The organism is Paraflavitalea sp. CAU 1676, from assembly GCF_029223285.1.
Taxonomy (GTDB): domain Bacteria; phylum Bacteroidota; class Bacteroidia; order Chitinophagales; family Chitinophagaceae; genus Paraflavitalea.
In genome coordinates this window covers 524,995-545,941 of record NZ_JARHUJ010000006.1, presented here as the reverse complement: position 1 = coordinate 545,941, position 20,947 = coordinate 524,995, and the positions used below count along the sequence as shown (strand labels likewise).

Sequence of the window (20,947 nt, the reverse complement as noted above, 5' to 3'; positions counted from 1 at the left end):
AGCTATCAGGGAGTTAATAACAGAGTTGCAATCAATGCGGTGTCCTGGGACTGAATTCATTTGCATAAATCTTGATCATAAGCAAGAAGAGGGAGATGAGGATGGGGCCGAAAATAAGTCCGATGAATCCAAACATATTGACGCCTATAATGACTCCGAATACCGTGATAAGCGGATGTACATCGCCCAGGCGTTTTTGAAGCCAGAAGCGGAATAAATTATCGGAGAGCCCAATGACGACAAATCCATAGATCAGCATAATGATACCCTTGCCGGAGGCGCCGTTGGCGAAGAATACGATACTTAATGGTATATAGGCCAGGGAGGCTCCCACAACGGGCATCATGGCAGCAATGCAGGTGATCACGAACCAGAAAATAGGTTTATCTACACCGAGCAGGAAATATCCGATCAGCGCTACGATGCCCTGTATCAACGCTATCAGGGGTATTCCGATGGCATTGGAGTTGACGAGCAGGTTAAGCTCGCGCCGCAACAAGAGTATGTTCTCATCCTTTAAGGGAACCCACTCGTAAAAGAGCGACTCCATTTTACGGCCATCCACCAGCATGAAGTATAATATAAAATACATGATCAGGATGGTGGTGAGGGTTTCGAAAGTGGCGCCCAGTATTTTGGGCAGGGTTTCGGCGCCCATGGCGGATATGCGCTTGATATTATCGTCGGTGAATACCTGGATCTCGTACCGGCGTTCGTATTGGGCGATAAAATCCTTGATGGAGTTGAGTATTTCAGAAGAGTGGTTGATGGCCCAGGCGATTCGCGAGGTCATCATATTGGCCAGTATCAAAATGGGAACCATGATGATCAGGAAAGAAAGCAACATCAACACGGCGGCTGCCAGGTTGCGGTTCCATTTATGCTTGCCCTGGAGTATGAACATGTACTTGCGCATCAGCACGTACAGGGTATAAGCTCCGAGAAAGGCAGGCAAAAAGGTTTTAAGGTACATGAACAGCACATATCCGATCAGTAGGATAATGATCAATAAAAGGACCTGCCTGATAGCGTTATTGGGAATGGAATTCATACTGGTTACTGGTTTCTGGTTACCGGCAACTGGTGTTTTACATATTGCCTGCTGAAAATTTGATCAACAAGCTACATATAAACTGCCAGAAACCGGTAACCAGTTAGAGGTTTTAGATCTTGACTTTCTTCCAGGCTCCACGCCTGAAGATGAGCACTCCAGCAATACTGATGCCGGCTTCTGCCGTGAGGATCGCTATGAACACGCCTTTAGGCCCCCAGCCAAGCGTAACCGCCAGCAGGTAGGCTACCGGAATCTGGAATAACCAAAAGCCGACGAGGTTGATGAAGGTGGGGGTTTTGGTGTCGCCGGCGCCGTTAAATGCACTGGTAACCACCATTCCCACTCCATAAAATATATACCCGAGGCTCACGATGTGCAGGGCTTCGGTGGCGATTTTTACTACGCCGGCATCCTTATTCATGAAGGAGGTGATATATTCGGAACCTACCAGAAATAGCAGGATAACGACCGCCATAAAAATGGCGTTGTACTTGGCCGTTTTCCACACCGATTGCTCGGCCCTTTCGGGTTGCTGCGCACCAAGGTTTTGTCCTACCAGTGTTGCGGCCGCATTGCTCATGCCCCACGCGGGCAGCAGGAAGAACATGAGGATACGGATGGCCACGCCATATCCAGCAACGGCTTCATCGCCGAAGCGGGTCATGAGCCTGGCCAGGAACATCCAGCTGGCAGAGGCTATGAAGAACTGCAGAAACCCTACCCACGATATATCGAACAGTGTTTTGAATATTCCGAGATCGAGTTTGAAATGCGAGCGATTGATCCGCAACAATCCTTTACCCTTGAACAGGTGGTACAGCTGGTACAATACGCCCACCCCGCGCCCGATGGTGGTGGCAATGGCCGCCCCGGTAAGTCCATAGTAATGGATGAGGATGGGGCATAATATAATATTACAGCCATTGGCGAGCCACAACGACCGCATGGCAATAGCGGCATTACCGGCGCCCCTGAATATCCCATTGATCAGGAACAGCAGCATGATGACTACCGAGCCGCCAAACATGATACGTGTATAGGATGTTCCCAACGCGATCACTTCGGGTGAGCCACCCATCAGAGCGAGAATGGAAGGAGCGAAAAAGCCACCCAGCAAACTGATGATGACGGTAATGATCAGCGCCAGGTTGATAGCCTGTGCGCCCGACCGTGCAGCCATATCGATGTTCTTTTCGCCTACTCGCCGTGCTACCACAGCGGTGGCGCCCATACTAAGGGCAATGGCGACGGAATATAATATGGTGAGTACGGACTCGGTAAGCACGACCGTGGACACCGCTTGTTTCGCGTGCTCGGTTCTGCCTACAAAGAAAATGTCTACTACGGCAAATACACTCTCCATCACCATTTCAAGGATCATGGGAATGGCCAGCATCAATACGCCTTTGCGGATACTGCCTTGTGTAAAGTCCTGGTGTTCGTCGCCTTTCAGCGCTTGTTTAATAAATGACCAAACAGACGTTTTGCTGGTCGTTGCATTCAATGGCATACGTTACTCTTTTCTGAGTGTGAATTAAATAAATAGTAAATACAGTAAAGACCGCGGTAAAAGCGGACAAGGGGGAAGTCAAAAATTCCGGTGGAGGTTATTTAACCCTGGATCCGGCGAATGTGGAGAGCATCATATTACAATGGTGTTGAGTATTCAAATCTAAGGAAAAACGATCACTTTAGTTAAAGGCTACCGGTCAAAATGTTCGATTCCGAACATTTCTCATTTGCAAATTTATCATAAGTAGCTGATTTTGCGCTCAATACGATTGGCACCCGGCTTGGATGATCTATGCAAACCAACGTATAGCCATGGATAGTGCAATCGCCCCGGCCATCATTCAACGACGCAAAAGAAAAATGATCCTTTGGATCATTTTGGCAGTGGCCGGACTAATAACCCTGCTCTGGATCTTCCGGCAATCTTTAAGCTCCAGCATCAAACGCACCGAGATCATTACGGCGCGGGTGGAAAAAGGTAATGTAGACAATACCATCACCGCAACAGGAGAGGTACAGCCCGAATTTGAAGAAGTGATCACCAGCCCGATCAATGCCGTGATCAAAAGCGTGCTGATCGATGCAGGTTCGCCTGTTAAATCGGGCCAATCGGTGCTGGAGCTTGACAAGGCCTTCACGGAGATCGAGCTGGCCAAACTCAAGTTCCAGCTGGAGTTGAAGGAGAACAATATTGCCCGCCTAAAGCTCCAACTGGACAAAAGCTTTTATGACCTGCAAGCCAATGATTCCATCAAGCAGCTTCGGATCAACAGCCTTCAGGCAGCGGTACAGGACGCCAAGCGGCTGTTTAAAGCCGGTGGCGGTACCCGCGAAGAAGTGGAGCAGGCGGAATTAGACCTGAAGATCGCCCAGCTGGAAAAACGGCAGCTGGAAAACGAGATCAGGAACAAACAAATGACCATGCGCACAGATATGCGAGACTCAGAACTCTCCGCGCAGATACAACGCAAAGACCTCGACGAACTGGAACGCAAGCTGCAACAGGCCAATATCGTTGCCTCACGCGATGGGGTGATCACCTGGGTAAACAAGAATATTGGTTCACAGATCGGGGTGGGTGCCTCTCTGGTAAAAGTGGCCGACCTCGCCAGCTACCGGGTTGTAGGCAGCATTTCCGATGCCTTTGCAGAACAGGTGAAGACCGGCATGCCGGTGATTGCCCGTATCAACGACTCTTTACTTCGGGGCACGGTTGCCAATATTCATCCCACCATTCAAAACAATATCATGTCTTTCGATGTGCAGCTCGACAACCGCAGCAGCAAGCTGTTGCGCCCCAATATGAAGCTCGACATCTTCCTCGTAACGGCCACCAGCAATGGCGTGTTGCGTGTAGCCAATGGAGCGGCCTTCAAAGGCACGGCCGTGCAGGACATCTTTGTGGTTCAGGGCAACAAGGCCGTACGCAGAACGGTACATCTGGGCCTGTCGAACTTCGACTACGTGGAACTCAAAGACCAGGTAACACCTGGCGAGGTCATCATCACCACCGATATGAGCCAATACAAACACCTTCAGGAAATAACTCTTAAAGACTAAGCCGCAATATGAAACGGATAAAGTTTACAGCCCTGGCTTTGATGCTCCTTGCGGGTAGGGCATATGCTCAGGATCCCGCGCGGGGCACCTCGCAACCCACCCAGGAAACGATCGTCGACACGCTGCGCCTCACTTTGCCTCAAGTGGTCAGTATGGCCCGTGAACAATCTATCGCCGCCAAGCAGGCGGTAACCTTAAAGGAAAATCGCTACTGGCTGTTCCGAACCTATCAATCGAACTACAAACCGCAGCTGGTATTGGACGGCCGCCTGCCTGCCTACAGCAAAACCTACCAGGAGATCCTGCAACCCAATGGCACCATCGATTTTCAACCGGTAAGGAACAATAACTCTTCGCTCAATTTGTCGCTGGAACAAAGCATTGCCCAAACAGGCGGCAAGATTTTCGGGACTACTCTGCTTCAACGCTTCGATGACTTCGACCGGAAGAATACGCTGTACAATGGTGTTCCATATGCTGTAGGATACAGTCAGCCCCTGTTCATGTTCAATACCCTGAAATGGGACCGGCGTATCGAGCCCCTGAAATACAACGAGAGCCGGCAGGAGTTCATCGAATCGATGGAACAGATCGCCATCCGGGCATCGGCCTATTTCTTCGACCTGTTGCTGGCCCAGGTTAACCTGCAGATCTCCGAAACCAATTTCAACAACACTACGAATATCCTGCGCATTGCCAATGAGAAGCATGAGCTGGGTAAGGTTTCGCGCAATGAGATATTGCAGTTGCAACTGGAGTTATTGAAATCCCGCAAGTCGGTGGCCAGCGCCAAAAGGGACATGGAGATTGCGATTCTGAACCTGAAGGCCTATGTGGGTTTGAAAGGCGATGAAAAAGTGTCGCTCGACCTGCCGGGTGGGGCCAATCATTTTAGTGTATCTGCCGACAGGGTGCTGGCTGAGGCATTTGCCAACCGATCGGACGCCATTGCTTTTGAACGGAAGATCATCGAGGCTAAGCGCGATGTGGCCAAGGCGCGCGGCGATAATAGTCTGAATGCCACCCTCACGGCCAGGCTCGGCTTTTCGAACAGCGCCCTGAACCTGCCCGGCGTGTACAAATCACCCAAAGACCAGCAACTGATCCAACTGGTATTCGACATTCCCATCCTTGATTGGGGCCGCTCGCGCAGCCGTCTCAAGACGGCCGAGGCCAACCAGAAATTTGTGCAATATGCCGTTGAGCAGGATCAGCAGGTGTTCAGGCAGGAAATATTTACGCAGGTTACGCTGTTTGATATGATGCAGGACCAGCTTACGCTGACGGCCCAGGCCGACAGCATTGCTTCGGAGAAATATCAAATTGCCAAAGAACGCTATGTTTTGGGCCATTTAAGCATCACTGATCTCAGTATCGCTTTCCAGGAAAAAGACCAGGCCAAGCGCGATTATATTTATGCGCTACGCGATCTGTGGGGTGCTTATTACCAGCTTCGCTATCTTTCACTGTACGACTTCGAGAAAAACGAAAAAATCATCTATAAATAAACAATCCTTCCACATCATGATACACTTACAAAATATCGAAAAAGTATACCGCACCAGCTCTGTAGAAACGCTGGCCCTCAATAACGTGAACCTTACCGTACGCAAAGGTGAGTTTGTTTCCATCATGGGCCCCTCGGGCTGCGGCAAAAGCACCCTGCTTAATATCATGGGCCTGCTCGATGTACCCTCGAAGGGGGAGGTGCGGATCGACAATGAAGCAACCGTCAACCTATCCGACAAGCAGATGGCGCATTTCCGGAATAAGAAACTGGGGTTCATTTTCCAGAGCTATCATCTCATCAATGATCTGAAGGTGCTGGACAATGTAGAACTGCCGCTGCTGTATCGCAATAGCAACGCCAAGGAGCGCACGCGCCTGGCCAAAGCAGCACTTGAAAAAGTAGGCCTCAGCAATCGCATGAAACATTTTCCCAACCAGTTATCGGGTGGCCAAAAGCAACGCGTGGCTATTGCCCGCGCTATCGTGGGCGAGCCGGAGATCATACTGGCCGATGAGCCTACAGGCAACCTTGACAGCGCCATGGGCAATGAGATCATGGACATTCTGCTGGAGCTGAACAGCATCGACAAAACCACGATCGTGATGGTAACCCACGATGAACAGATGGCCCGGAAGACACACCGCCTGGTTCGCCTGTTCGACGGATCGCAGGTAAGCTAAGGAAAGCTGCCGCGGCCATCGCGATGGCGCCTGCCGCAGGTGGTCTAGTGAAAAGGCCGCCGTTGGCACGATAGCTCCTGGCGCAGCGGTACTGCTTTTGGCCTAACGGTAGTCCCTTGTTTTTTACATCCAAAGTCAATCAACCTTTATGTTAAAGAATTATTTCAAAATAGCCATTGCGGTATTGAAGCGGAGAAAATTCTTCACGTTCATCAGCCTGTTTGGTATTAGCTTTACGCTCACCATCCTGATCGTGCTGACGTCTTTCCTCGACCATCTCCTCAGCCCGCAATACCCCGACACCAAGCGCAACCAATCTTTGTACATCAGTACCATGATCCGTACGCATAGTACAAGACAGTCTTTTAGCAACGGCCCCATGAGTATTCACTTTCTCAATAAGTATGTGTATACCATGAAAACGCCTGCCAAAGTAGGAATCGCTTCCATCTTTACGGCAACAAACACCTATGTAAACAACAAGAAGTTGAACATTGATGTAAAATACACCAATGCCGAATTCTGGGAGGTGAATGAATTCCGGTTCCTGGAGGGCAGACCTTACACCGCGCAGGAGATCACTAATGGCGATCATGTTGCAGTAATTTCGGAACGTACACGACAGGATTATTTTGGCGACGCAAGTGCCGTGGGCAAGTATATCGAAACCGACAACGAGCGGTACCGGGTAACCGGCGTGGTAAAAAGTGTGCCCATTACCCTCCTTTTCTGTTATGGTGACATGTATCTTCCTTATACTTTGTCTAAGTCGAACAGGAACAATACTGATCTTGGCGGCGAATACTTTGCTGTATTGCAGGGTCGGTCGGCGGCAGATCTCCCCAAAATGGCGGCCGAATATCAGCAGGTGATCGCCCGGTATCCACTTAATAGCGACGAGTTCGATAAGATCCATAGTTTCGCAGATACCTATCTTGCCAGCTTTACCCGCACCATGATGGGTACCGATGAAAAATCGGGTACGGCGCGATTTATGTTGGGGTTATCTCTTGTTGTGCTATTCATTCTCCTGCTCCCCACACTCAACCTTATCAACATCAACATCAGCCGTATTATGGAACGTTCCTCAGAGATAGGAGTTCGCAAGGCATTTGGCGCCTCGTCGCGAACGCTGGTGTATCAATTCATCATCGAGAACATCATCCTTACTTTAATCGGCGGTTTGCTGGGCCTTGCGTTTTCGGCGACCATTATCGCCATCCTGAACCATAGCCAGGTGTTGCCGAGTATGTATCTCACCATCAATTTCACGGTGCTGCTGTGGACCCTGGCGGCTTGTCTGCTGTTGGGCTTGTTTTCGGGCGTGTATCCCGCCTGGCGCATGTCGCGCCTGCAGGTAGTTACGGCGCTCAAAGCCTCTTAGTCGTTCATTTTATTATCTATTCAACTGAGTTGTATGCTGAAACATTTGTTTAAACTGATCTGGAATAAAAAGAAGCAAAACTTCGTGCTGATGCTCGAGATCCTGGTTTCGTTCCTCGTGATCTTTGCGGTGTTCACGATGGTGGTCTATTATTATAAGAACTACCGAAAACCCCTAAACCTCCAATACGAAAGGGTATGGGCTATACATTTTGAAATACCGTCGCGCCCCCCGAATCGCGACTCGCTGCTCCTGTTTTACGAAAACCTGCGCAACCAGATCAAGTCGATGCCGGAGATCGAAGCTGTGAGTATTACCAGCAGCAATGTTCCCTTTTCCATGAGCACCATGCAAAACAATTTTAACTATGACGGCAAAGGCATTACCCTGAACGATTATATCTGCGAAGGGGAGCATGCCAGGGTGTTGGGCGCGAAGATGGCCGCCGGCCGTTGGTTCTCGAAAGAAGACAATGCCTCGAAATACCGCCCTGTAGTGATCAACGAGGAGCTAAAGAAAAGGTGGTTTGGAAACGGAGATGCCATTGGCAAGATCTTAAATAAGGAGTCGGACCATCCCTACAAGGTTGTAGGTGTGGTAACCGACATGAAGACCAAAGGCGACTATCAACTCGTGGAACCGGAACTGTACAGGCGGGCAGACACAGCGGACTATTATTGGCTTAGCAATGCGCTTGTGCGGGTAAAACCGACTGCTGATGTTGCTTTTGAGAGCAGACTGTATAAATCACTGCCCAATTTTATCAACCACGGTACACTCGAGATCGAACACCTGACCGACAAACTCGTATCCAGGAACAGCATGACGCTGGTGCCCATGATCATCCTGATGATCGTTGCCGGATTTTTTGTGGTCAATGTGGCGCTCGGCCTCTTTGGCGTACTGTGGTACAATATCAACCGGCGCCGCGGGGAGATCGGATTGCGCAGGGCTGTTGGGGCCACCGGCCAATCGGTATCACGGCAGCTTGTGAGTGAAGCGCTTGTATTGGCGACGATGGCGCTGATCGTAGGTTGCTTTTTCGCCGTGCAATTCCCCTTGATGAATGTGTTCGATATGCCGGCCAGCGTTTACCTCATCGCCATCGGGCTGTCGGTGATCTTTATTTACCTTCTGGTTGCGGCCTGTTCTTTCTATCCCGGCAAGCAGGCGGCTACGATCTATCCGGCGGTGGCATTGCATGAAGAATAGGATAGCCGTGTTAGGAATTACCAGTAACTTGAATTCTTTTTGCTTTTATGATCTTCATTATAGACGATGATATTGCGGTAAGAACCTCCCTGCAATTGTTGCTGGAACAGCAGGGATTTTCCACGGAGGTGGCGGACGGACCAGTGCCTGCCATCGCCTTCCTGGAAAAGCAGGCCCCCGCGCTGATCATTCTCGACCTGAACTTTTCGATCGATACATCGGGCAACGAAGGCATGGCCCTGCTGCAGCAGATCAGGAAATTGTATCCGTTGGTGCCCGTGATACTCATAACCGGCTGGGCCACCATTGAGCTGGCTGTAAAAGGAATGAAGCTTGGCGCCAATGACTTCATTAATAAACCGTGGAGCAATGACCACCTGATGCAGTCTGTGCATACCTTGCTCAACCTGCAGGAAAAGAAAAGTGAGAAGCTTAGCCGACGCAAGCTGGACAGCTTGTATAATTTTCAGCAAATCATCGGCGAAGACGAGTCGATGCTCGACATACTGGAAACCGTCGGGCGGGTTGCTGCTACCGATGCCAGCGTGCTCATCATGGGAGAAAGCGGTACTGGTAAGGAGCTGATCGCTGAAAGTGTTCACCTCAACAGCCTTCGCAGCAACAAGCCTTTCGTAAAAGTGAACCTTGGGGGTATTTCGACCTCGCTTTTCGATAGTGAGATGTTTGGCCACGTGCGTGGCGCTTTTACCGATGCCCGCTTCGACCGTACGGGCCGTTTCGAAATGGCCAATAAGGGCACGATCTTCCTCGATGAGATCGGCGATCTCGATCCCGGCAGCCAGGTTAAGCTGTTGCGCGTGTTGCAGGACCGTACATATGAGGTGCTGGGCAGCAGCCGCACAAAAACGGTCGATGTACGGGTAGTTTGTGCCACCAACCGCTCGTTGGATGAGATGGTATCGAAGGGCAGCTTTCGGGAAGACCTTCTTTACCGGATCAACCTGATCACCGTGCACCTGCCCGCTCTGCGCGAAAGGCCCGGCGACATTCCATTACTTGTCAATTTCTTCGTCAACAACTTGCGGGAGATCTATAACCGGCCGGGGCTCAGCGTAAGTCCGGAAGCCATGAAGTGGTTGAAGCAACTGCCCTTGCCTGGTAATATCAGGCAATTGAAGAACCTCGTGGAGCGGTCCGTACTGGTTAGTAAAAAAGATTATCTTGAAGTGGCCGATTTTCAATCGCAGCTGGAAACATCGCCCCGCCAGAAAGGCAACCTGGAGTTGCCCGAAGTGGGTAGTATTACGCTGGAAGAACTTGAAGTAAAGATGATCCGCAAAGCGATGGAATTCCATAAAGGGCGCATCACCCGGGTGGCGAAAGCACTGGGCATTACCCGCAGCGCGCTATACAGGCGCCTGGAGAAATACAATATTCCTTTCGATGAGGCTTCGGACTAAATATATTCTCTTTGTTGGCATCATTCACCTGGTTACCCTGGTGCTTACCTTCATCATATTCAAAGAAGATAAGATCCTTTTCATTGCTTCTGAGGTGCTGGTGTTGCTATCGCTGGCGTTTTCCTGGCAATTGTACCGGCAACTGATCACGCCGTTGAAAACCCTAATGCAGGGCATCGATGCCATCCGCGACCGCGACTTCAATGTAAAATTCCTCACGACCGGTAAATATGAGATGGACGAACTCATCAGCGTGTACAATGCCATGATCGATGAGTTGCGTGAAGAGCGGACCAAGCAGGAGCAACAGCATTTCTTTCTCGAAAAACTGATCAATACCTCGCCTACCGGCATCATCATCCTGGACTACGACGAATGTATTCACCAGGTCAACCCACAGGCTTTGCGTTTGCTGGGCATGGGTGAAAAGGCCCTGCTGGGCAAACCGGTGCAGTCGATCTTTCATCCGTTGCTTCAGGAGATCAGTCGCCTTGGGTCGGGCGAAAGCAAGATCGTACATGTAAACGGCATCGAGACCTATAAGCTGCAGAAGTCGCACTTTATCGACCGGGGTTTTGCGCGTTATTTCATCATGCTGGGGGAGTTGACGGCAGAAATGCTGGCAGCCGAAAAGAAAGCCTATGGCAAAGTGATCCGGATGATGGCACATGAGGTGAACAATACCGTGGGGCCGGTAAACTCCATTATGCAGTCTACGCTTCAAACCCATGAGAACAGCCCCACCATCAGCAGGGCGCTGCAGGTAGCCATCGACCGCAACCACAACCTGAATTTGTTCATGCGCAACTTTGCCGAAATTGTGAGATTGCCGGAGCCGCAATTGAAACCTACCGACCTGCATCAACTGATAAATGCCACTGGCCAGCTTATGACCTTAAAAGCGGGAGAGAAAGAAGTGGCTTTTGAATTTCAGCTTGAAGCAGAACCCATTATTATCAAAGCCGACTCCCTGCAAATGGAACAGGCGCTGATCAATATTATTAAGAATGCCATTGAAGCCATCGAAGAAAGAGGCTCCATCACTTTTATTACCACAGCCCGGCCTCAAACCCTTATCATTCGCGATACGGGCAAAGGCATTCCGGCATCCAAGGCAGAACAACTGTTCTCACCGTTTTTCAGTACCAAGAAAGACGGTCAGGGCATTGGCCTTACCCTGATCCGTGAAATACTGATCAACCACGGGTTTGAGTTTTCGCTGAGAACGATCAGCGCGGGTAATACAGAATTCGTCATCCGGTTTGAGGAGTAAGCATTTCCAGAACACCCATCATAGTTGCCGTGAATGGTTCCATGCGTTAAACACTTACGACTATGACTCAAACGCCTTAAAGGTCGCCTCCAATCTTACAATTGTTCTGTTGTATCTGCCTCATCATCATCCTTCGTTTGTTCCAACTGACCATCTTTGCCACGGCGCAGTTTGATCACTGGCTTATCCTGCGTGCCACTGATGTGCACCGGAATGCCGAAGATGCCGAAGGGCGGCAGGCCGATCCGCATTTTGAGGTTAAGCTTGCCATCGAAGCTGGTTTGGCCTTCGAAGCGAAGCCGGAAAGGAGAAACCCGTACGCGGGTGCGATCGATGGTAATGAGGTTATTTAGAATGTTCGATTTGATCTCTACTTTCGACAAATCGGGATCGGCGATCTCTTTTTCTGTTTCCTTACTCACCGTGTTCATCAGCTTCCACCCTTTCATCTTCACTTTCTTGACCGACAGTACACCGCCGCCTTTTAAGGAAGGATATACGGGCATCATGTGTTCGTTGAGCCGGCCCGCCAGCTGGTAATCGAGCGAAACGATGCCTTCTGCATTTGCGCCCGCCGGCACCAGATCATGAAACAGCTTGATCTCTTTGTAAGCCCGTTTCACATCAAAGTCTTTGGCATCGATATGATAATCGAACTGGGCCTTGGTGGCAGAGATGCTTTTATAGCTGCCATTCATGACCACCGGCGCACCAACCAGTTCGAACCCTGTTTCCTGGAGTTTCACAGCGCCGCTGTCGATGGTTACCTGCCCTTTGAAATTGTTGAGGTCAATGCCATTGTAATGAACCTTTTTAGCGTTGGCTTTAAAAGTAACTGCCAGGTCGGTTGGCACCAGCACTACACCATCGGCGCCGGATGTAGCAGGCGCCGACGGAGCCGATTTGTCGTCGGCAAATACCATGAACTCATCGACCAGGAAATAATTGGTCGCAAGATCAAAATTGCCTTGCAGCGGCGAACCTTTCACCATCAGGTAGTTGATCACATTGCTGAGATAACCATCGAGTGTGAGCTGGCTTTTTCCGTAATTAACCTTGAAAGCATTGAACCACATTTTATCCTGCTCGAAGCGAAAGTTGCCCGAGCGGATAAAGAAGGGCTGGGGAAACAAATCCGCCCGCAACACCATGTCTTTCACCTTCATGGTTCCTGCATTGAACAACCGGTCATAGTGACCTGCCGTAGCATCGCTTTGCAAACCACGCAGCGCAAGATTGGTCTCTATCAGCCCGCTTACTTCGTATCCCTTTACTGCAAACACCTGGTAGATCTTGCCGATATCGAGCGTTCCTTTGGAGGCAATATTGTACCGCAGGTTGGAGAAATTCTTCAGATCGGCTTTCATGAAAAAGGGCTGCCCCTCGAAACGGAAGGAAACCGGCGTGATGTCTACCGCCAGGTCGGTCATCGATCCTTTTTTGCTGGACACCAGTGCACTTACCTGTATCTGCTCCACGGGGGAGGGATAGTATGGCGTTTGTATAGATCCGTTCTGCACACTGAACTTCGCCGTGGTGACCGGAAATACTTTTTTGGCCGGGATGTATTTCCCGTTTGTTTGAATGTCGATATCGAGATTGCCGGCGAGCGAAAGACTATCGAGCGGATAGAAATGTTTGATGTCTGCCAGGTTGAATACACTTTTCAGTTCGGCATTGATGGGGAAGTCCTTGCTGTTGCCCATCCTGAAAAAACCTTTGATGAAATTATTGAGTACCTGTGCATTCAGGTTTTCTATTGCCAGGCTGGTGTGTTTATAGTCATGGTCGGGGCAGGAAGCGTTAAGGTCGAAACTAATATGATCAACCGCTTGTGGCAGGTCTTTGTATTTAATGTAGCCGTTGGAGAGGGAAGAGCGGAGTGTAAACTTTGGAATGCTGCTGAGCACTGTATCTGTACCGCGGAGACCTTTCGGTACGACCGTTCGGGCCACCATTCCATCGGCTTCCAGGTTGATCTTGTATTTCCCTTTCAGGTCAAGCGGGGCAAAACCCAGGGCGCGGTCCCATTTTTCGAGATCCATTTCGCTGGCGACTTTTGCATAGAGGGTGGGCGTGTTCAATCCTTTCAAACGAATGACGGAGCTGAAATAGTCCTTTTCGATATTGAAGAAGATAGAGTCCACCGTTACCTGCAGGCTATCGGTATTGAGATGTGGTAGTTTTGACTGAAAGTTCAGGAAGAGGTTGGAGATGGGTGTGGGGGCCGACGCGTGAGCAATATATCCGTTCCTGATCTTGACATTGAGGGCGAGGTCGGGCATCTGGCTGCTATCGGCGTTGTACTTTCCTTTGAGTGTGGCGTCGATATCCCCATGGCCCCTTACATCTGTTTTGTCGAGCCACTGGGTTATATCTGGTGGCAGCCCGGTGAAGATATCATGCAGGTCGCTTTCCGCCGACTTCAATGTGAAATCCATATTATACCCGCTGCTGAGCACTTCAAATATGCCGTTGAAGCGCAGGGGCAGTTTGTTGATCTTAAGATCATTTTGCTCGAAGAGCAGGGTCAAAGAGTTCGTATTGATCTTGGTGATGAGGTCGGCATTGATCTTTTTGGATTGTACGTAGGGCTGGCCGTCGTAATAAAAATCGAGCGAATCGACCACCATATGTGTGTGCAGGTCGAAGATGGCTTTGCTGAGATCGCCGGTGCCTTCGTAGTTGAGCCCCTTCATATTGATCACCATGGGTACCGACTGGTCGTTGTACACAAGCTGGCTTTTTTCGATCAGGATCTTTTCGATCTTCAGGGCTACAGAAGAAGAGTCGGTTGAAAGGGTAGTGTCTTTGCTGCCGGACTCGTAAATATTATAGTTGGCCCGGCCGCTACTGTCGACCAGGATATTGATATCGGCGCCGGTGAGGAATACTTTGTCAATGCTGGTTTGGCTGGTAAAGAGGCTCATCAGGTTTACGCCGAGTGAAAGCTCCTCCGAATTCACCAGTGTGGCCTTTTCGAAGGGTGCTGATCCTTTCAGGGACAGGTCGTACAAAGTGAGGGTAAGCGCGGGGAAGTGCCGGAAGAAGGAAAGGCGGGCGCGTGAAAAATCGAGTTCGGAGTTGATGCTGCTTCTCGCCCAATCCTTGATCTTGTTGGAAACGAATCCGGGAAAGATATAGGGTAGCAGAAACATCAGGAGGATTGCGATGCCGAATGAAATGCCGCCTAGTTTCAGCAGTTTAATGGTTATCCTTTTAAAGGATGATGACATAACGAGGTATTTGGGTGGGCACAGAAGCGTGCGCCTCAAAATTACGATACCGGTACCGGTTATGCCAAAACAGTATGCTAAATTTTATTATGTGTAGCATATCCATTGGCCAACACAGATAACCTAATGACCAGGGATATACTACACATAATACTTATCGGCGCGGGATTTCGCGTTTAATATAGGAGCCCCAGGGGGCAAAACGCTTCACATCGTTCATCCAATACATCTTGTTTTGCTCTACATCGGAAAATGGACTTCCGTCGTAGATCTCAACACTCAGGTTGACCAGCTGCCAGTCGTTTTCGTCCAGGTGCCAGGTAAAAACGTGACTGCCATTCCTGTTGTAGCCGGCATTGCCTTCCAGCAATTTGCCGCTCACATTGCTTCTTTTCTCTACAGGCAGCTTTAATTGTTCTTCTACCTGGTATAGTAAATTGGGGTTGGAAGTAGCTACTACAAAAGAGCTGTCTCTCCAATCCTGGGACAAATGCCTTAGCCCCACTTCAAAATAACGGAGTTCGCCCGACTGGTCTTTTTTGCAGGAAAAGGTTGCCAATAACGCGATTAATCCCAATATCTTCATCCATCTCATGCCACTATGGTTTAATACCATCCTGACAACAACCCGTTGGGTGGCGTTGCACCGGTTACCTGAAACGCGAATGCCGTTATTGTACCTTTTTAACAGATCCGGAACCCGAAACATGCGATTCGACTACCGGACTGCCTTTATAATAGACTGATCCGCTGCCGGATATATGCGCCTTGAGTTCCTGGCTCACCGTTGCTTTGATATTACCCGAACCACTAATATGAGCTTCCACCTTTTCAAAACCAACACCCAGCATTTCCATGTTACCGCTGCCGCTGACCTCGAAGTTGCCAGTTTTGGCAACCCCGCTGTTGACCTGGATGGTACCCGATCCCGATACGGCAGCATGCAGTATGCCCGAAACATCAGCATCCGCCAGCATAATCGATCCGGAACCACTGATAGTTAGATCAAGTACATCGGCATCGATCGGCTTACTGGAACTGATATCGCCCGAACCACTTAGGTTCAACCGGTCATACAAGGGCGCACTTACCCGAACAATGACCTTGTCGTGCTTACCGATGCGCTTGTCCCAATCGAAATAAAGTTTGAGTTCTCCGCCCGAAACGACCGAGCGGATATTATCCAGGATATTTTGCTGTGCATCGATCGTAAGCTTATACCCAGGCTCCTGCGTTACGTACATAATACCTGGCAAGCCCATCGACACTTTTGTAAAATTGGTGACCACCCTGGTTTCTGTAACAGACGGTCCCTCGCCGACTAATTTTTTCTTACAGGAAACTGTCAACAAAAACATTGACAATACACTCAGCACAAGAATACTCCGTTTCATCTTTTTTGTTTTTTAGATTGCTATAGGTTGAAAAAAGGTCAATAGTATATGCGCGGCGAGGGTGGGTTCCGGATCATTCACTATTGACCTGTTGTTAATACTGCTTAGTTAATGGCCCTGGAGGATTCGGTTTCCGCTACCGTGCCAAACCATCCGTAGATCTTTTTCTTGCTATCGGCCTGTTTATTGAAAATATTCGAGGGCACGTTCTGCAACACTTTCGCAAAAAGGCCACCGCTGTACAGCTGATCGATCAGCTGGTCGAGGAAATCGTAGGTGGGTTTACTCACGCTGCGGATCATCACCTTTACCACATCGCCTTTTTTGTAGGGCTCTTCGCCCGAGGTAATGCCTTCGCGGAATGGCTCGATGAAGGTGTATCCGTCGGATACGTTCTCATAGAAAGAGGCATCGATGGCCACCATTTCTGTTACATGATAATTGAGTTGGCCATTGCGATAAGTGCGTATCCACGAGTAATCGGTGCCGCCGACCAGGTCACGGGCATGCATTTCGGCGTAGTATCCTTCCTTTTCATCCCCTTCAACATCTTCTTTGCCGCGGTATTCTACTGATATCGAATCGATCTTCGTAACGCGGGTCAGTACATCGGAAGCCTCGAACTGCTGCCCATCCCAGTTGATGGCCAATTTGTATGTGTGGCCTATGACGCCGATGGCATCGGCTCCGGCATCGAACTCGTAGGCACCGTTCTTAAAAGTAAAATCGTAGGTTTTATTGGCTGTTACATCCGTAAGCACGATCTGCGCTCCGGCAACCACTTCGGGCGCTTTGTTTTCCTGGTAATTGACAGCCCGCAGAAATTTAATGGTCTGCTTACCGGGCTTATTGGTGATCCAGGCATCAACATAGGGCAATTTCTCTCCATCGGGCATGTTCACATCTATTACTTTCTCGCAGGAGGATAGGCTATAAAGAGCGATCAGCGAAGCAATATATAATTTAAGATTCTTCATGGTCGTACTGTTAAAATTTAAAGTTCCAGGTGATAGAAGGAATGAAGGAGCCAAGGATCGACAAACGCACCGCTTCTTTTTTCTGCGGCTCATCCTGGTTCTGACGGAAATAAATGGTGTAAGCATTCTGGCGGGCATAGAGGTTGTAGATTCCAAATACCCACTCCTGCTTGAATTTCTTGCCCTGACGGCCTTTCATAGTAGCGGCCACATCGAGGCGGTGGTAAGCCGGCAGGCGGAAATTGTTGCGTTTTTCGGAACTATTGTAGGGAACAGGAATACCCTGGATATCCAGCCTTACATCGGGGAAAGTTGCCGGCGTACCGGAACCCAGGTTGAAATTGGCTGAGAAATCCCATTTCTTATTGTGCGAGTAAGTAACTGCCGCATTCACCACATGGGTGCGGTCGTATCGGCTCAGGTACCATTCGCCTTTACTGATGCCGGGTGTTTGACGCTCGGACCTTGAATAGGTATAGTTTACCCAGCCCTGCCATTTACCGGTTTCCTTCTTCACTTCCAGTTCCACACCCCAGGAACGACCTTTGCCAGTAAGCAGGTCGGCCTCTACCATCTGGTTCAGCTCGAGATTGGCATTGTCGATATAATCCAGCACATCGTCCATCTTCTTGTAAAACACTTCAGCCGAGAACTCCAGCGGTAACGCTTCGGGAATGGTAACCATACCTACCGACACCTGGTCTGTTACAGAAGGTTTGATATTATTGGTACTGGGGAAATACAGATCGACGGGAGTAGGCGATGCAGTATTCGACAGCAGGTGCAGGTATTGTGAACTGCGTGCGTAGCCGGCTTTCAGGAAAGTATTCTTCTTCAACTCGTACCTAACAGAGAGACGGGGTTCGAAGAATGCCCAGTCTGCTACCTTCTTTTTACTGGTCACCACCTCTTCACGGTCGAGTGGCTTGCGTACATTGGCCGTGGTATCTCTGAAATAATATACGGTTGTGTTTCCAAGATAAGCATACTGGTTCACCCGAACGCCACCCTGTATCTGCCATTTGCGGCTGAGCTTCCAGGTGTCTTCGAGGTAAGCAGCCATTTCTGATCCAAATCTTTTCTTGAGTGTAATATCGTTCTTAACGCCTTCACTGGTGGCTACGCCTTTGCCGGGATAGAAATCGTAGAACACGACATTCACGCCCGTTTTCAACTGGTGCTTGTTGTTGATGAACCAGGTAAGCGAGGGTTTAACACCGTAGGTTTGAATATTCGAGTTCCAATCGTACTTCTCATCCACTTCATCGTTTTGGGTGGAGCTGAAGAAAAGTTTGTAATCGTATTTGGAGTAGTAAACACTGGTATTGAGGAACAACCGGGGGTTAAACAGGTGGTTCCAGCGGAAGGTACCGGTTGTATTGCCCCACTCGAAGCCGGCTTCATTACCAAAACCAAATACATCACGGCCAAAATAACCACTCAGGTAAATGGTATTCTTGTCATTGATCTCCAGGTTGGCTTTGGCGGTAAGATCGTAGAAGTACAATTTATTGTCGCGGTCCTTTTCTTTCAGGAATGGTTTAGACAACACATCGATGTAAGAACGGCGGCCGGCAATTATGAAAGATGATTTATCTTTTTGGATAGGGCCTTCTATAGACAGTCGGCTGAAGATGGTGCTGATGCCGCCATTCACCGTAAGCTTCTGGTTATTTCCTTCCTTCATACGAATGTCGAGTACCGAAGAAGTGCGGCCGCCATATTCTGCCGGGAAAGCACTCTTGTACAGTGTTACATTCTTTACGGCATCGGGATTGAACACCGAGAAAAAGCCCAGCAGGTGCGAGCTGTTGTACACCGGCGCTTCGTCCATGATAATTAAGTTCTCATCCACATTGCCACCCCGCACGTTGAAACCAGATGCGCCTTCCCCTACTGAAGTAATGCCGGGCAGCGTCAACAGGGCTTTCACTACATCGGGCTCACCCATAAAGGCGGGTATCTTTTTGATCTGCCCCATGCTGAGTTGTTGAATGCCCAGTGCCACGGTATTGGTTCGGCGAAGTCTTTTTTCACCAGTCACCACTACCTTGTCCATTTCGGCAGCGGCTGTTTGCATGGTAACCTCGAGTGCTTTACTTTCGGTAAGATCGATCTCTGTTTTATATAAACTATACCCGGTATAGCTCACATTGACGGTGTATTTACCGGAGGGAAGGGTAACGGAAAAATAGCCGTAGGCATTGGATTGTACGGTAGCATTTACCGGGCTTACGGTGATAGTTGCATTGATGAGCACTTCACCACTGGCGGCGTCGCGAACATAGCCACTGATGGTCAATGGTTTTCCACCCTGCGCGTAAAGCGCATCATGAAAAGTTAGCAGGGTTAGGAACAAGGATAAAATTCTAATGGAAGAACGTAACATACTAGAGTTTGTTTGGAGTATGACAACGAAGGATTTCCTTACCCCTACGTTGCACACACTATTTAGAAATTATTAACATACGCAATAATGAGCAGCGTATGAACGATGCAATGCCCCGCAAAAGTATAGCAGCATCGTATAATGGCAGGGATCATCACATGCAAACCACATAATAATCCCCTTTTACCCTGATTGGGCCTTAATTGGGTGTTTAACTTTTACAGTGTTATTTTTGCGCCCTGTTGATCATAACAGGATAATTTAACCATTGACCATCAGGGATCAAATTAAATCGTGTGACAGACAAAGAAGCGACATTGAATGCAGATAAATCGAAAGGGTTACTCCTGTTTGCGATCGGCCTGGCCTTTGCCGTATTGTGGTCATCAGCGGCCACGGCTACCAAGATCGGTTTGCAATCGGCGCAGCCTTTTACCATTTGTATTGCGCGTTTCTTCCTGGCAGGCGGGGTGATGTTATTGATCGCTCACGTGATCATGGGCAAACGCCTGCCCAGAGGAAAGGAGTGGAAACAACTCTGCATCTATGGATTGCTGAATATATCCCTGTATCTCGGTATTTATATTGTGGCGATGCAGGAAGTATCGCCCGGATTGGGCTCGCTGGCTATCGCTACCAACCCGGTGTTTATCAGTTTGATGTCGACAATATTGTTTGGACAACGATTAAAGCCTGCTACCCTGATCAGCCTGTTACTTTGCAGCGCCGGCGTTACCCTCGCCGCCTGGCCGCTGATACAACACAGTATGGCTACACCGTTCGGCATCGGCCTGCTCATGAGCAGCATGCTTATTTATTCTGTAGGTACTTTGTATTTTTCGCGCCAACCCTGGAGCGACCTGCATATACTCTCCATTAATGGCTGGCAAACGCTGCTGGGCGGCATTTTCCTGCTGCCAGTTGCTGCCATTACCTTCGAGCCTTCTAAGAATGTATGGGATAAGCACTTTTTCGGTTCCGTATTGTGGCTCGCTATTCCTGTATCCATTATGGCGGTTCAGCTCTGGCTCTATTTATTGCGCGACAATGCCGTTAAAGCAGCATTCTGGCTTTTCCTTTGCCCTGTATCGGGATATATTATCGCCAATGTTATGATGAAAGAGCCTATTGGTCTCTATGCCATTGCAGGTATGCTGTTGGTAATCGTCGGCCTTTACCTGGTACAGAAAAAGAAGGCATCCTAACCACCTTTGCTTCTACAGGGTTCCCCTTAAAAGAATATTAGCATTTTAATGTATAGTTTTTTAATTTTATAGACTTCCATTCGCCACCCAACCACGCGTACGCATACCATTATCAAGGCTAAGATTCTCTGATTCAGGTA

The 20,947-nt window shown here is 49.3% G+C and carries 15 protein-coding genes; 8 read left to right on the top strand and 7 right to left on the bottom strand.

What is annotated here, in order from left to right; all coding sequences use genetic code 11:
• Window positions 1–31: 31 nt before the first annotated feature.
• On the bottom strand, window positions 32–1,051 hold the full coding sequence (locus P2H89_RS21985; protein ID WP_275830931.1) for an AI-2E family transporter: 1,020 nt from the start codon (window positions 1,049–1,051) through the stop codon (window positions 32–34).
• 112 nt (window positions 1,052–1,163) lie between these two features.
• Window positions 1,164–2,564, bottom strand: a complete 1,401-nt coding sequence (locus tag P2H89_RS21980; protein WP_275830929.1) for an MATE family efflux transporter — start codon at window positions 2,562–2,564, stop codon at window positions 1,164–1,166.
• Window positions 2,565–2,878: 314 nt separating this feature from the next.
• Here P2H89_RS21980 and P2H89_RS21975 point away from each other — a divergent pair, with 314 nt between their 5' ends.
• The 7 genes from P2H89_RS21975 (at window position 2,879) to P2H89_RS21945 (ending at window position 11,606) form a co-directional block, all read left to right on the top strand.
• Window positions 2,879–4,126: an HlyD family efflux transporter periplasmic adaptor subunit gene (locus P2H89_RS21975; RefSeq protein ID WP_275830927.1), complete on the top strand. Its 1,248-nt coding sequence runs from the start codon at window positions 2,879–2,881 to the stop codon at window positions 4,124–4,126.
• 8 nt (window positions 4,127–4,134) lie between these two features.
• Window positions 4,135–5,634: a TolC family protein gene (locus tag P2H89_RS21970; protein ID WP_275830925.1), complete on the top strand. Its 1,500-nt coding sequence runs from the start codon at window positions 4,135–4,137 to the stop codon at window positions 5,632–5,634.
• 16 nt (window positions 5,635–5,650) lie between these two features.
• Window positions 5,651–6,316: an ABC transporter ATP-binding protein gene (locus P2H89_RS21965; RefSeq protein ID WP_275830923.1), complete on the top strand. Its 666-nt coding sequence runs from the start codon at window positions 5,651–5,653 to the stop codon at window positions 6,314–6,316.
• A gap of 148 nt (window positions 6,317–6,464) precedes the next feature.
• Complete coding sequence (locus P2H89_RS21960) at window positions 6,465–7,700, top strand: ABC transporter permease (protein WP_275830921.1); 1,236 nt, start codon at window positions 6,465–6,467, stop codon at window positions 7,698–7,700.
• 33 nt (window positions 7,701–7,733) lie between these two features.
• On the top strand, window positions 7,734–8,912 hold the full coding sequence (locus P2H89_RS21955; protein ID WP_275830919.1) for an FtsX-like permease family protein: 1,179 nt from the start codon (window positions 7,734–7,736) through the stop codon (window positions 8,910–8,912).
• Between the two features lie 47 nt (window positions 8,913–8,959).
• Entirely contained in the window at window positions 8,960–10,333 is a 1,374-nt protein-coding gene (locus P2H89_RS21950) for a sigma-54 dependent transcriptional regulator (RefSeq protein ID WP_275830917.1), read from the top strand.
• Complete coding sequence (locus tag P2H89_RS21945; RefSeq protein WP_275830915.1) at window positions 10,317–11,606, top strand: ATP-binding protein; 1,290 nt, start codon at window positions 10,317–10,319, stop codon at window positions 11,604–11,606. Before P2H89_RS21950 ends, P2H89_RS21945 begins: the two co-directional genes overlap by 17 nt.
• A gap of 95 nt (window positions 11,607–11,701) precedes the next feature.
• On the opposite strand, the gene P2H89_RS21940 is transcribed toward P2H89_RS21945, so the two are convergent.
• From P2H89_RS21940 to P2H89_RS21920, 5 genes are all read right to left on the bottom strand, one after another.
• Window positions 11,702–14,842 (bottom strand): AsmA-like C-terminal region-containing protein, encoded by a 3,141-nt coding sequence (locus tag P2H89_RS21940; protein ID WP_275830913.1) that lies wholly within the window; start codon window positions 14,840–14,842, stop codon window positions 11,702–11,704.
• Window positions 14,843–14,996: 154 nt separating this feature from the next.
• A complete protein-coding gene (locus tag P2H89_RS21935; RefSeq protein WP_275830911.1) occupies window positions 14,997–15,437 on the bottom strand; it encodes a hypothetical protein in 441 nt (146 codons plus the stop codon).
• Window positions 15,438–15,513: 76 nt separating this feature from the next.
• Window positions 15,514–16,236, bottom strand: coding sequence for a head GIN domain-containing protein (locus P2H89_RS21930; protein ID WP_275830909.1), 723 nt, complete (start codon window positions 16,234–16,236; stop codon window positions 15,514–15,516).
• 104 nt (window positions 16,237–16,340) lie between these two features.
• Complete coding sequence (locus P2H89_RS21925) at window positions 16,341–17,213, bottom strand: DUF4249 family protein (RefSeq protein WP_275830907.1); 873 nt, start codon at window positions 17,211–17,213, stop codon at window positions 16,341–16,343.
• Between the two features lie 10 nt (window positions 17,214–17,223).
• Entirely contained in the window at window positions 17,224–19,602 is a 2,379-nt protein-coding gene (locus P2H89_RS21920) for a TonB-dependent receptor (protein WP_275830905.1), read from the bottom strand.
• 296 nt (window positions 19,603–19,898) lie between these two features.
• Between P2H89_RS21920 and P2H89_RS21915 the strand changes: the two genes are divergently transcribed.
• Window positions 19,899–20,807, top strand: coding sequence for an EamA family transporter (locus P2H89_RS21915; RefSeq protein WP_275830903.1), 909 nt, complete (start codon window positions 19,899–19,901; stop codon window positions 20,805–20,807).
• Window positions 20,808–20,947: the final 140 nt, after the last annotated feature.